Source organism: Microbulbifer sp. TYP-18 (genome assembly GCF_040932045.1).
In the GTDB taxonomy this organism is placed as follows: domain Bacteria; phylum Pseudomonadota; class Gammaproteobacteria; order Pseudomonadales; family Cellvibrionaceae; genus Microbulbifer.
The window spans coordinates 15,271-27,668 of the sequence record NZ_JBFRBC010000005.1 but is presented as its reverse complement, the minus strand read 5'-3'; the positions used below and the strand labels follow the sequence as shown (position 1 = coordinate 27,668).

Sequence of the window (12,398 nt, the reverse complement as noted above, 5' to 3'; positions counted from 1 at the left end):
CACTCTATAACTCGGCATAATAGCGCAGCCTGACCGGGCTACCGGGGCAGGCCCTAGGGCCACAGCAGCAATACCAGAGCGGCAAGTCCCATCACCCAACCGGCCGGGGGCAGCTGCGCCAGCCACTGTGGCGATGCCAACGCCAGGGCACCTATGGCTAGCAGTACTCCCGCCCCACGGCGTAGATACTGGCGGCGCCCGCACTGTTGGCCGCGCGCCAACTGCTGCTGAATGCTATGCAATTGTGGTGCTATCTCCCGCGATTGGTCCAGTGCCGCATACACCATTTGCGGTAGCTGGGGGAATTTCTCCAGCCACTCGGGACCGTAGCGCTGGATTTCCCCCAGAAGGGTGCGCGGATGGATACGCTCGCGCATCCAGCGTTCGAGAAATGGATGGGCAGTCTGCCACAGGTCCAGTTGTGGATAAAGCTGTCGGCCGAGTCCCTCTATGTTGAGCAGGGTTTTTTGAAGTAGTACCAGTTGTGGTTGCACTGCCATATCGAAGCGGCGCGCTGTCTGGAACAGGCTGATAAGCACTCGGGCAAAGGAGATTTCCCCCAGGGGCTTCTCGAATACGGGTTCGCACACTGCGCGGATGGCCGCCTCGAAGGTGCTGATGGGGGTATCGGCGCGCACCCAGCCACTCTGCACATGCAGCTCTGCCACCATGCGGTAATCGCGGCGGAACATGGCCAGCAGATTGCGGGCCAGATAGTACTGGTCCTCCCGCGACAGGCTGCCGACGATGGCCGTGTCGATGGCGATATACTGCGGGCGCTGGGGGTGGTCGCGGGACACGAAGATATTGCCCGGATGCATGTCGGCGTGAAAGAAATTGTGCTCGAACACCTGCTTGAAAAAAATTTCCACGCCGCGCTGGGCAAGCAGCGGCATATTGGTGTCCTGGGCCCGCAATTGCGACAGATCCGTTACCGGGATACCGTGGATGCGCTCCAGCACCAGCACATTGGAGCGGGTGTAATCCCAGTACACTTCCGGTACATACAGCAGGGGTGAATTGGAGAAGTTGCGTTTGAGTTGCGTGGCGTTGGCGGCCTCGCGCACCAGGTCCAGCTCTCCCTGGATGGTGTGTCGGTAGTCCTCCACCACCTCCAGCGGCCGCAGTCGGCGGCCGTCGGGCACAAAACGCTCTATCCAGCGGGCTATCCACTGCAGCAGGTGCAGGTCCTGCTCTATGACACCCTCGATGCCCGGGCGCAGCACCTTGACCACCACCGATTCGCCGCTGAACAGCTGTGCCCCGTGAACCTGGGCCACCGAGGCGGACGCCAGGGGTGTGCGCTCGAATTCCGCAAACAGGTTGTCGACACTGTTCCCCAGTGCAGCCTCGACGCGGGCGATGCACTGGTCGGCGGGAAAGGGCGGCACATTGTCCTGCAGGTGGTCCAGTTCTGCGACTACATCCGCGGGCAACAGATCCGGGCGAGTGGACAATAGCTGGCCGAATTTGACGAAAATCGGCCCCAGTTCCTCCAGGGCGCGGCGCAGGCGCTCGCCCCGCGCCATGCGCGGTTGTGGCAGCAGTCTCAATGGTGACCAGGCGATACTCAGCCACAGGGGCCGCCTGGATTTCGGCAACAGCTGGTCCAGTCGGTAGCGCAGGAAAACCCGCGCTATGGTGAAGCTGCGAGTGACCGGCACCTTCAGTGTGCCTCTTGCCTGGAAAATTTATCCCGCAGCAGTTGCAGGCGGGCGTCGAGGCGGTCGCTATCCAACGACAGTTCAGCGATGTCCGCAGCAAAGGCTTCGAATTGTGCCAACGGCGGTGTCAGGTGCCACTCCTCACTCAGCGCTTCGGCAGCGGCGGATGGCGCCGCGCGCAAATTGTCCCGCAACCAGCCGCAGGCGGAGCGCAGTGCCCTGCCGGCCGTATGCGCTGGCAGGTCGCCCACCAGCCGGGCCAGCGGCGCCTCCCAATCCAGGTCCAGATCCCGCAGAATCGACTGCAGCTCCGCCAGCAGCGCGCTGGAGCCGCTAACGCTCACGTCCAGTTTGGCGGGAGTGGCGCCGGGATCGCAGAGCAGGCGCAACATGGCGATGGCGGAGCCGGTCAGGCGCGTGGACACCTCCCCGTCCCACTGCTGGCCCACCCCTACCCGGTCGCCCTCGATCCACAGATACAGCGACAGGCGCGGTGCAGTGAAATCCAGGGCCAGGGCGCGGCCGTCCAGTTGGGCCAGGCGTGCGCGGGTCGCTGGATCGCATGCCAGTGCCCCGTTGACAACGCTTTCCAGCGCGGCGGCAAAGCCGGTGCGGAATGTGGGGTCCAAGTGCTTTCCTTCAGTCCCGGTTAGTCAGGGTTTGATGCCCTTGTGGAGTGCGACAATGCCGCCGGTCATGTTGTGGTACTCGCAATCCACGAAACCGGCGTCACTCAACATCTGTTTGAGGGTTTCCTGGTCCGGGTGCATGCGGATGCTCTCCGCCAGGTAGCGATAGCTGTCGGCATCGTTGGTCACCAGCTTGCCCATGAAGGGCAGCACGCGGAAGGAATATTGATCGTAGATCTTTTCCAGCAGTTTGGACTCAGGCTTGGAAAACTCCAGTACCAGCAGGCGCCCACCGGGCTTGAGCACCCGTAACATGGAACTCAGCGCCAGATCCTTGTCGGTGACGTTGCGCAGGCCGAAGGCGATGGTGATACAGTCGAAGGTGTCGTCCGCAAAGGGCAGATACTGGGCATCTGCCTGCACCGGCACCACATTGCCGGCAATACCCCGGTCCAGCAGTCGGTCGCGGCCGACCCGGAGCATGGACTCGTTGATGTCCGCCAGCACCACCTGGCCCTCAGAGCCGACGATGCGGGCAAAGCGCGCAGTCAGATCCCCGGTGCCGCCAGCGATATCGAGAATCGTCTGCCCCGGGCGGGCGCCGGACAGCTCGATCGTAAAACGCTTCCACAGCCGGTGGATACCCCCGGACATCAAATCGTTCATCATGTCGTAACGCGCCGCGACGGAGTGAAACACTTCCGCCACGCGACCGGCCTTTTCCTCCACCGGAACCTCTTGGTAGCCGAAGTGGGTGGTCTTGCGATCCTTCATGTCCTGCCTGCCGAACCAAAACTGTAGGCACTATTGTACATTGGCAGGGCGAGCCGGGCACTGGCTAAACTGCTAATGTCAACGGGCCCTAGCAGGTTGTTGAAAAAGCCCTCCCTGGCTTTCCTCAACCCGGGTTAGCGGCGCATGTCCGCAAACCCTCCACGACAAATCAAGCAGTTACATGCTTGATTTGCGGCCCGAACATCCCTGTTCGGGACAGCAGGCTGCTGAAAAACACTTTTTCAACAGCCTGCTAGTGCGGCCGCCGGCGGCCGAAAAGCTGGCGGGGACGAGCAGGTGCAGAGATTATTGTGCCGGCTTCCGGTTTGTTACCGGCCCGCTGGATTCGTGGGCACGGATTGGGCAACAGCGAATACATGGCTTATCGACTGAACAGCAGGGAGACATTTGCTGCCGCCATCAAGGCCGCGGCCCAGGCCGAGGTAACCGCTGCCGCCACGGCTTCCGGGGAACTGCCGGAACCGGAGGCGGTGCACGAGCTGCGCAAGCATTGCAAGAAGATGCGCGCCCTGCTGCGCCTGATACGGGGCGGGCATGAGGCGCTGTACCGGCGCGAGAATGCCCACTACCGCACCCTGGCCCGCCGTCTGGCCGCCAATCGCGATATGGTGTCGGTTTGCGACGCCTATGCCGCCATTGCCACACCGCAGGATTTTCCCCGGATCCACACTTTTATTGCCGCGCGCAGCGGGCGGCGGGACAGGGCGGCATTGGCGCAGGCCGCTGAGTCGCTACGCCGGGGGGCCGGGCGGATACCGGACTGGCCCTTGGCGGATTTGCGCTGGAGACAGGGCAAACGCGGATTTTTCCGCGCCTATGAGCGTGCCCACAAATTAAAAGCCAGGGCGATTCCCCGGGGGGCTGCCGGGGCGCTGCACGAATATCGCAAGCGGACCAAAGACCACTGGTACCACTGCCGCCTGTTGCAAGAGCGCTATCCATCCCTGGCTGGCCGCTGTGCCCCGTTGGAAGCGCTTTCCCAGATGCTGGGGGACTGGCGCGACCTGCACCTGCTGTGCGAGCTGCTGGCAGCGGAGAGGGAGATACCGCCGGGTGAACTGGTGCCATTGCTGGAGATTGCCGGACAGCGCGGGGCCACCCTGTACCGAGGGATTCAGCGGCTGAGTGCGGATCTGTTTCCGGTTGGAAAAACCGCACTGCCATTAACCCGGGGGCACAAATAGGTCGCGGGTTGATGCGGGTGTGCCCGGTGGGTAGCGTGCACCCCCAAGCAGCAGCCACAGGCCAATGCATCGGCCGTCGATAATTTTTGGCATAATAAGCGCCACGAATAAATAACAGGGTGAAACAGGCCATGCTGGACTGGTTGAATACACATATCGCCTACTGGCACTGGCTGGTACTGGGACTGCTGTTGGTAACTGCCGAAATCTTCGTGTCCGGATTCGTTTTGTTTTGGTTCGGGCTGGCGGCGCTGTTGATGGGGGTGCTGCTGCTGGTGGTGGATATGCCTATCGCCCTGCAACTGTTGCTGTGGGCCGCAGCTTCCATAGCCGCGCTGCTGCTGTGGCTGAAGTTTATCAAGCCCAAATGGCGCGATCGCACCACTGCCGGCATGGCCGCGGAGGCGCTGTATGGGCAGGTGGGTATGGTGATTGAATCCAACGCGGGCAAAAGCCGCGGCAAGCTGAAATTCCCGGCGCCCATTCTCGGCGAAGAAGAATGGCTGTTTATTTGCAGCGACGATATAGCGGTCGGCGAGCGGGTGAAGGTCGGCAAAATTTCCGGCAATACGCTGATTGTTACGGCTGCCTGACTATTTATGACTTTTCTTAGCCGGGGTTTGCGGCCCAGGTCCGCAAACCCTGCGCGACAAATCAAGCCGTTACACGTTTGATTTGCAACCAAAAAGTCCCAGTTTGGGGCAGCGGCCCGTCAGGGGCCCATACAAAAATCGCTTTAGCATCCGGGGAGGAGAAACTGGTGGAAGGTTTATATGTTGTTCTGGCGCTGGTGGCACTGGTGGTCATCACCATCGCCAAGGGGGTACGTATTGTGCCGCAGGGTTTCAAACACATCGTTCAAAGGCTGGGTAAATACCACAAGACGCTGCCTCCGGGCATGAATGTGGTTATCCCCTATATCGATCAGATTCCCTTCAAGGTCACCACCAAGGACATAGTGCTGGATATACCGTCCCAGGAGGTTATCACCCAGGACAACGCCACCATCATCGCCAACGCGGTAGCCTACATCAACATCATCTCGCCGGAAAAAGCGGTTTACGGTGTAGAGGACTACACTATCGCCATCCAGAATCTGGTGCAGACGGCACTGCGTTCCATCGTTGGCGAAATGTCCCTGGATGCGGCGCTGTCGTCGCGGGAGCTGATCAAGGCGAAACTCAAGGAGGGGATCTCCGATGATATCGCCGACTGGGGTATCAATCTGAAAACCGTGGAAATCCAGGATATCAACCCCTCGTCAACCATGCAGACGGCGATGGAGGAGCAGGCGGCGGCGGAGCGCCAGCGCCGCGCGACCGTGACCCGGGCCGAGGGGGAAAAGCAGGCGGCGATTCTGGAGGCGGACGGCCGCCTGGAGGCCTCCAGACGCGACGCCAAGGCCCAGGTGGTGTTGGCTGACGCCAGCCGCGAGGCCATCGAGCGGGTGACCCAGGCCATTGGGGAGCAGGAAATGCCGGTGATGTATCTGCTCGGTGAGCGCTATATCGGCGCCCTGTCCGAACTCTCCCAATCCGACAATGCCAAGAACGTGATTTTCCCGGCGGATCTGCCCCAAGCGGTGAAGGGGCTGTTGAACCGCTAGTGCAAACGATACCGGCGGCGGACTATCCACCGCCGGTGTTACAGGAAGCTGGTAGAACAGGTTGACCAAAGCCCCGTTTAGTTGGCAGCTCCCTCCAGCAAACCACCGGCACGGGCCATTACGTGGAACAGGTAGCTCTGCTCGTTGGTGCCGCTGACCAGGTGGGCTCCGGGACCCCGCGCCCAGACACCCACGTCCTCGCCCGCATGGGATTCACTGCCCAGAGGCACCAGGGCATCCTGGCGGTAGTCCACGGCGGTAGTATCAATGCTGGTCAGGTCTTTGCGCCCGCCGTTGTCGTCGGAGCTGTAGCCGGGACCATTGGCGTAAGTCAGCGTGGTGTAGGGGAGGCCGTCCCCCGCGAGGGTATGGGCAGTTTCCGCCTCACCACTGGCGTCGTTGCCTATGACCTTGCCGAGGATTGGATTGCCCCGGGTCGGGTAGCCGGCGATAGTCATTACATGGCTGTGGTCGGCGGTAACGATGATCAGCGTGTCCTCGGCGCTGGTGTGGTCCATGGCGTACTGGATGGCCCGGTCGAATTCCACCGCGTCCGTGAGGGCGGTATAGGCGCTGCCGGCGTGGTGACCGTGATCGATACGGCCGGACTCCACCATCAGCAAATAGCCATTGCTATTTTTCTGCAGCAGCTCCAGACCCTTGGCGGTCATTTCGGTGAGGGAGGGCTCGCCGGCAATGTCGTTGCCGCGGTCCACCTCGTAACGCATGTGTGAACTGTTAAACAGGCCCAGCAGTTTATCTGTGGAGGCCGTGTCCACAGCCGCGAAACCAGCGCTGTCCTCGACATAGGCGGCATTGGTGACGCCGTCGTTATAGCGCGCCTGCCACTCCTGGACCAGGTTGCGGCCGTCCTCACGGCGGCCTTCCCCGCCCTCCAGGTCGGTGACATCCACGGGCAGGAAGTTGCGCCGGCCCCCGCCCATGGCCACATCGATACCATCGCCCGCCTGCAACTCGACAAATTGTGCCGCGATATCGCGGCAGCCCTCGGGGGCGGAGGCCTCCCAGCCCCGCTCGGGTACCTTGGCATAAGTGGCCGCCGGTGTGGCGTGCGTAATCCGCGCGGTGCTGATGATGCCGGTGCTCTTGCCCAGATCTTCGGCCAGTTCGATGGCGGTGGTCAGCTGGCGATCCAGACTGGCGGCGCAGTCCCCCCGCGCCACATCCTCCGCCACACTCAATACACCGGCCTTGGTTTTCACACCGGTGACCAGCGCGGTCATGGTGCCGGCGGAGTCGGGGGTCTGCTGGTTGGTGTTATAGGTTTTCACCAGCCCCGCAAACGGCATCCGCTCAAAGCTCAGCTGGTGCTCCTCACCCGGGCGACCCTGTTGTTGCCCCGCCAGGATCCGCGCTGCGGTCACGGTGGAGATGCCCATGCCATCGCCAACAAACAAAATAATATTTTTCGCAGCGCCGGGAGTATTGTTAATGCGCTGGGTCTGGGCTGCGGCCAGGGCCTGCTGCCCCGCCTTAAACCAGTCGCTGTCGCGCTGGGCCGGTGACAGGCTCAGCGCCTGTGCCTGTGCCTGTGCCTGTGCCTGTGCCTGTGCCTGTGCCTGTGCCTGTGCCTGTGCCTGTGGCTCCGACGGCCGGGTAGGTTCCGGGTTGGTATTGTCATCACTGCAGCCAGCGGCGATCAGGGCCACAGAGAGGGCCAAAGCGGTCTTAGAGAAAACTTTCATGGTGCATTACCCCTAATTTATTCTTCAGTCACCGATAAGGCTGTTGCGCCGGCCATCAAGTGGAAAACAACGCTTTGTTCGAGACTTCCCTGCACCAGTTCGGCGCCGGCGCCGATGGCGTGCAGGCTGATATCTTCACCGGCGTGACTCTCCGCACTCAAGGGCACCAGGGCTTCCTGGTGGTATCCGGACGCCACTGTGTTCACCCCGGTGAGATCTTTGCGCCCATTGTCGGCGGCCAGACCGTAGCGGTGGTCCGCATCGGTATTGTCACCCAGCTCGGCGAAACCCAGGCCGTTGGCGTAGACCAGGGTCGTATAGGGCTTGCCGTCGGCCGCGGTATCCGCCTGGGATTCCGCCGCACCGCTGCTGTCATTGCCCACTACTTTTCCGAGAATCGGATTGCCCCTGGTGGGATAACCGGCGATGGTCATGACATGGCTGTGATCCGCCGTCACCAGGACCAGCGTACGGTTCAGATCTACTTTGTCCAGCGCGGTTTTTACCGCGTTGGAAAAGGCCAGCGTATCGTGCAGGGCATTGTAGGCATTGCCGGCGTGGTGCGCATGGTCAATGCGGCCGGACTCCACCATCAGAAAGTAACCGTTGTTATTTTTTTGCAACAGATCGATTGCCGCTGCGGTCATTTCGGCGATACTCGGTTCATCGCGACCGCTGGCGGTGCGGTCGGCATGGTAACTCATATGGCTGCTGGTAAAGAGACCCAGCAGCTTTTCCGTGGAGGAGAAGTCGACGGCGGCCAGCTCGGAACCGGTCTGCACGTAAAGCGCATTCTGCTGGCCTTGGTAGCGCTGCAGCCACTCGCTGGTGAGATTGCGCCCATCCTCGCGCCGGCCCTCCGCACTGGTGGGCGTAAAACTGCGGCGGCCGCCGCCGAGCATTACGTCGATACCGTCGCCATATTCCGACTCCACCATTTGTGTGGCGATATCCACACAGCCTCCCTCGGCACTGTACTCCCAGCCGCGCTCCGGGCTGCGCGCATAGGTGGCGGCGGGGGTCGCGTGGGTGAGACGGGCGGTGGACACTATGCCGGTGGACCTGCCGCGACTCTCCATCAGTTCGAGAAAGGTATGGAGTTCTTTACCCGCACTGCCGGTGCAGTCAGCGCGCTGAGCCCCGCCATCAATATTGATCACCCCGGCACGGGTCTTCACCCCGGTCATCATCGCGGTCATGGTCCCGGCGGAATCCGGGGTCTGCTGATTGGTGTTATAGGTTTTGATCAGCGCACTGTAGGGAAACTGTTCAAACGCCAGATAATTCTCCTCCCCCGGCTCACCGCGCAGCTGCCCCTCCAGGATACGCGCGGCGGTAAGGGTGGATATGCCCATGCCGTCGCCCACAAACAGGATGACATTTTTTGCTGTTTTGCCCCGGCCGGACAGAGAGGCGCGCTCTTTCAGGCGCTTACTGCCCTCGGTGAACCAGTCGCTGCTGGTCTGATAGTCGGGCAGTTCTGCGGATAACAGGGCTGGGGTCAGGGGTGTCAGGCACAGGGCGCCGAGTGCGCGGACAAGTTTTTTTGCCACGATGGTTCTCCGAAACTCGTGAATTTGGCGAGCATTAGAGTCCGGAAATATGACAGCGGTATGATGTATCGATCAGGCCTGGGAATTCTTTTGCGAAGCCGGCCGCCTCCGGGCTGAAAAACGCGAGTGCAGGAAGGTGCTACAACCAGGGTTGTTGGGGGCGACGGTACAGCCTGTGTCTATTGCACGATTTTCCCACCGGTCCAGCGAATAAGGCAGTGATGTCAGCCCATCCATTTCACCGCCTGTTCATCCGGGTCGCGCCCCTTGCCGGCGGCGCGCAATCGCTGCAGGTAGTGGTCCCAGTTGGCTACATAATCGATAGCCAGCCTATGCAGGTATTGCCAGGTGTAGATACCGGTATCGTGGCCATCGTCAAAATCGATTTTCAGTGCATAGCGCCCGGCGGTCTCGATTCTGTCGATCCCCACATGCATTTTTCCGCTGACCAGCTTGGGTTCACCGCCGCCGTGACCGCGCACCTCGGCGCTGGGGGAGTAGACGCGCAGGTACTCTGCCGGCAAGGTAAAGTCGCCGTCATCAAACAGCAGCCACAGGTTTTTCTCTGCGCGATTCAAACGGATTTTGCGGGGTTTCATTACAGAATAAAACGCGACAGGTCCTCATTTTGGCTGAGTTCGCCCAGGTGACTGTCCACGTAAGCGGCATCCACAGTCAGGGAACCCTGGTCGTCGCTGGCATCGAAGGAAATTTCCTCCAGCAAACGCTCCAGCACTGTGTGCAGGCGGCGTGCACCGATATTCTCCGTGCGTTCATTGACTTCGCAGGCCACCTCGGCGATACGGCGGATACCATCTTGGGCAAACTGTAGTTTTACCCCCTCGGTGGCCAGCAGGGCCTTCTGCTGTTCGGTCAGGGACGCCGACGGCTCGGTGAGAATGCGTTCGAAATCCGCAGAGGTGAGTGAACTCAGCTCCACGCGGATGGGCAGCCGCCCCTGCAGCTCGGGGATGAGATCCGACGGCTTGGCCAGGTGGAAGGCACCTGAGGCGATAAACAGGATATGGTCTGTCTTGATCATGCCGTATTTGGTGGTCACGGTGCTGCCCTCAATGAGCGGCAACAGGTCGCGTTGCACCCCCTCGCGGGACACGTCGGCACCCCCGCCCTCCTGGCGCTTGGCCACCTTGTCCAGTTCGTCCAGAAACACAATGCCGTTTTGCTCCGCGGCCTGGATGGCGCGGCTTTTAATCTCCTCGTCATTGATCAGCTTGCCTGCCTCCTCGTCACTGAGCTGTTTCAGCGCCTGCTTGACGGTGAGTTTGCGTTTGCGGGTCTTGCCCTGGGCCATATTGGAGAACATGCCCTGCAATTGATTGGTCATTTCCTCCATGCCCGGCGGCGCCATGATCTCCACCCCGATGGGGGAGACGGCCAGGTCGATTTCAATTTCCTTGTTGTCGAGGTCACCTTCGCGCAGCTTTTTGCGAAACAGCTGCCGGGTACTGGAATCTTTTTCCGACGGCTCGCTGCCGCGGGCGGGGGGCAGCAGAGCGTCCAGGACGCGTTCCTCGGCGGCATCCAGAGCCCGCTGCTGCACCGATTCCATGGCCTTTTCCCGCTCCAGTTTGACCGCCATTTCCACCAGGTCGCGCACTATGGATTCCACATCGCGGCCCACATAGCCCACTTCGGTAAATTTGGTGGCTTCCACCTTGATAAAGGGTGCGTTGGCCAGCTTGGCCAGACGGCGGGCTATCTCGGTTTTTCCCACACCGGTGGGGCCGATCATAAGAATATTCTTCGGGGTGATTTCCGCGCGCAGCTCTTCACTCACCTGCATACGGCGCCAGCGGTTGCGCAGCGCTATGGCCACGGCGCGCTTGGCGTCCTGCTGACCGACGATATGGCGGTCGAGTTCCTGCACAATTTCACGGGGGGTCATTTGGGACATAAGAATTCTCGGTAACCTTGACTGCGAGGCGGGGAGCCACTCAATAGCTCAATTCCTCGATGGTGTGGTTCTGATTGGTGAAGACGCAGATATCTCCGGCGATCTTCAGGCCCTGTTCAACAATGGCGCGGGCTTCCATATCAGTGTTGTCCAGCAGGGCACGGGCAGCGGACTGGGCGAAGGGGCCGCCGGAGCCGATGGCGATCAGGTCGTCTTCCGGCTGAATTACGTCACCGTTGCCGGTAACCACTAGACTGGCGCTAGCATCGGCGACTGCCAGCAGTGCCTCCAGCCGGCGCAGGGCGCGGTCGGTGCGCCAGTCCTTTGCCAGCTCCACCGCAGCGCGGGTCAGCTGGCCGCCGTGGGCTTCCAGTTTGGCCTCGAAACGCTCGAACAGGGTAAAGGCATCGGCGGTACCGCCGGCAAAACCGGCGATAACCTGGTCCTTGTACAGGCGGCGCACCTTGCGGGCATTGCCTTTCATAATGGTGTTTCCCATAGACACCTGGCCGTCGCCGCCAATAACGACCTTGCCATTGCGACGGCAGGAGAGAATGGTGGTTCCGCGATACTGTTGCACCTGTGCGCCCCTCTTAAATTGCGTATCGACTAGCATAGGTGAGGTCGATGGCCCGGCTTTTCAACACAGGGTCGGCAAAAGGCCGGGACCGGGGGGGCGGTTGGCGGTGTGAGCCGATTGTCGCCCCACCCGGGTATTGCAGGGGGCGCCGGAGGGACTCAGGAGTCGTGCGGGCGTTTGAGTACCAGAGGCATCAGGCGGTGGTCGGCGAGCACCTGGCGGGCTTTCGCCATCTGTGAGCGGCTCCGGTAGGGGCCGACCAGGACCCGGTGCCAGGTGCCGCGGCTGTCGGTAGCTGTCTCCACCTTGACGTCGAGATTGGCGAGAGTCAGCCGCGCGCGCAGTTTTTCCGCTTCCTTGGCATCGCGAAATGACGCCGCCTGGAGTATGTAGCTGTAGTTGGGATTTACTCCGACGGGCTGTGCCGGCTGCGGGGCTGGATTGCCGGCACCATTGCTGCTGCCGCCATCCAGGCGACGCGCCGGTCTGGCGGTCTTCGGCGGTGGCACGCTGACTTCGCTGTCCCGCAACAGGGTGTAGAAATCGAAGCGCGTCTGCTGTGGCTGCTGATCTGTCTGTTGTCGCGGCTGGGCGCCGGACTGGGCCGGCGCGCCGGGGCGGGTGGCCGGCTCCAGTCCGCTGACGAAGATCATAAACACCGCGAAGCCGCCCACAAAATTACCCAGTACGAACCAGACCCAAGGGGGCTTGCCCGCAGGACTGCGGCGGCTGGCATTGCGACGGCTCATCGGCTTCTCTTACGGTT

Annotated in this window: 12 protein-coding genes; 3 read left to right on the top strand and 9 right to left on the bottom strand. The window is 61.5% G+C overall.

What is annotated here, in order from left to right:
• Nucleotides 1–53 precede the first annotated feature (53 nt).
• From ubiB to ubiE, 3 genes are read right to left on the bottom strand one after another with little or no spacing between them, the layout of a single operon-like run.
• Nucleotides 54–1,664: a ubiquinone biosynthesis regulatory protein kinase UbiB gene (ubiB, locus tag ABVT36_RS06695; RefSeq protein WP_368455865.1), complete on the bottom strand. Its 1,611-nt coding sequence runs from the start codon at nucleotides 1,662–1,664 to the stop codon at nucleotides 54–56.
• 2 nt (nucleotides 1,665–1,666) lie between these two features.
• Nucleotides 1,667–2,293 carry an SCP2 domain-containing protein gene (locus tag ABVT36_RS06690; protein WP_368455864.1) on the bottom strand — a complete coding sequence of 209 codons (627 nt, stop codon included), beginning with the start codon at nucleotides 2,291–2,293 and terminating at the stop codon, nucleotides 1,667–1,669.
• A gap of 24 nt (nucleotides 2,294–2,317) precedes the next feature.
• Complete coding sequence (gene ubiE / locus ABVT36_RS06685; protein WP_368455863.1) at nucleotides 2,318–3,067, bottom strand: bifunctional demethylmenaquinone methyltransferase/2-methoxy-6-polyprenyl-1,4-benzoquinol methylase UbiE; 750 nt, start codon at nucleotides 3,065–3,067, stop codon at nucleotides 2,318–2,320.
• Nucleotides 3,068–3,378: 311 nt separating this feature from the next.
• Here ubiE and ABVT36_RS06680 point away from each other — a divergent pair, with 311 nt between their 5' ends.
• The 3 genes from ABVT36_RS06680 to ABVT36_RS06670 all read left to right on the top strand — a co-directional run bounded on the left by ABVT36_RS06680 (nucleotide 3,379) and on the right by ABVT36_RS06670 (nucleotide 5,878).
• Nucleotides 3,379–4,272: a CHAD domain-containing protein gene (locus tag ABVT36_RS06680; protein WP_368455862.1), complete on the top strand. Its 894-nt coding sequence runs from the start codon at nucleotides 3,379–3,381 to the stop codon at nucleotides 4,270–4,272.
• A gap of 131 nt (nucleotides 4,273–4,403) precedes the next feature.
• Nucleotides 4,404–4,865, top strand: coding sequence for an NfeD family protein (locus ABVT36_RS06675; protein ID WP_368455861.1), 462 nt, complete (start codon nucleotides 4,404–4,406; stop codon nucleotides 4,863–4,865).
• Between the two features lie 167 nt (nucleotides 4,866–5,032).
• On the top strand, nucleotides 5,033–5,878 hold the full coding sequence (locus ABVT36_RS06670; protein ID WP_368455860.1) for an SPFH domain-containing protein: 846 nt from the start codon (nucleotides 5,033–5,035) through the stop codon (nucleotides 5,876–5,878).
• A 77-nt stretch (nucleotides 5,879–5,955) separates the two neighbouring features.
• On the opposite strand, the gene ABVT36_RS06665 is transcribed toward ABVT36_RS06670, so the two are convergent.
• The 6 genes from ABVT36_RS06665 to ABVT36_RS06640 form a co-directional block, all read right to left on the bottom strand.
• Nucleotides 5,956–7,584 (bottom strand): alkaline phosphatase, encoded by a 1,629-nt coding sequence (locus ABVT36_RS06665; RefSeq protein WP_368455859.1) that lies wholly within the window; start codon nucleotides 7,582–7,584, stop codon nucleotides 5,956–5,958.
• 17 nt (nucleotides 7,585–7,601) lie between these two features.
• Entirely contained in the window at nucleotides 7,602–9,137 is a 1,536-nt protein-coding gene (locus ABVT36_RS06660; RefSeq protein WP_368455858.1) for an alkaline phosphatase, read from the bottom strand.
• Nucleotides 9,138–9,361: 224 nt separating this feature from the next.
• Nucleotides 9,362–9,736 (bottom strand): gamma-butyrobetaine hydroxylase-like domain-containing protein, encoded by a 375-nt coding sequence (locus tag ABVT36_RS06655; RefSeq protein WP_368455856.1) that lies wholly within the window; start codon nucleotides 9,734–9,736, stop codon nucleotides 9,362–9,364.
• The gene (gene hslU / locus ABVT36_RS06650) at nucleotides 9,736–11,052 is read right to left on the bottom strand and encodes an ATP-dependent protease ATPase subunit HslU (protein WP_368455855.1); all 1,317 of its coding nucleotides are present in this window, start codon (nucleotides 11,050–11,052) and stop codon (nucleotides 9,736–9,738) included. The genes ABVT36_RS06655 and hslU overlap by 1 nt, the downstream gene beginning before the upstream one ends.
• 40 nt (nucleotides 11,053–11,092) lie before the next feature.
• Nucleotides 11,093–11,632, bottom strand: coding sequence for an ATP-dependent protease subunit HslV (gene hslV, locus ABVT36_RS06645; RefSeq protein WP_367149910.1), 540 nt, complete (start codon nucleotides 11,630–11,632; stop codon nucleotides 11,093–11,095).
• Nucleotides 11,633–11,790: 158 nt separating this feature from the next.
• Nucleotides 11,791–12,381: an SPOR domain-containing protein gene (locus ABVT36_RS06640; protein WP_368455854.1), complete on the bottom strand. Its 591-nt coding sequence runs from the start codon at nucleotides 12,379–12,381 to the stop codon at nucleotides 11,791–11,793.
• Between the last annotated feature and the right edge of the window lie 17 nt (nucleotides 12,382–12,398).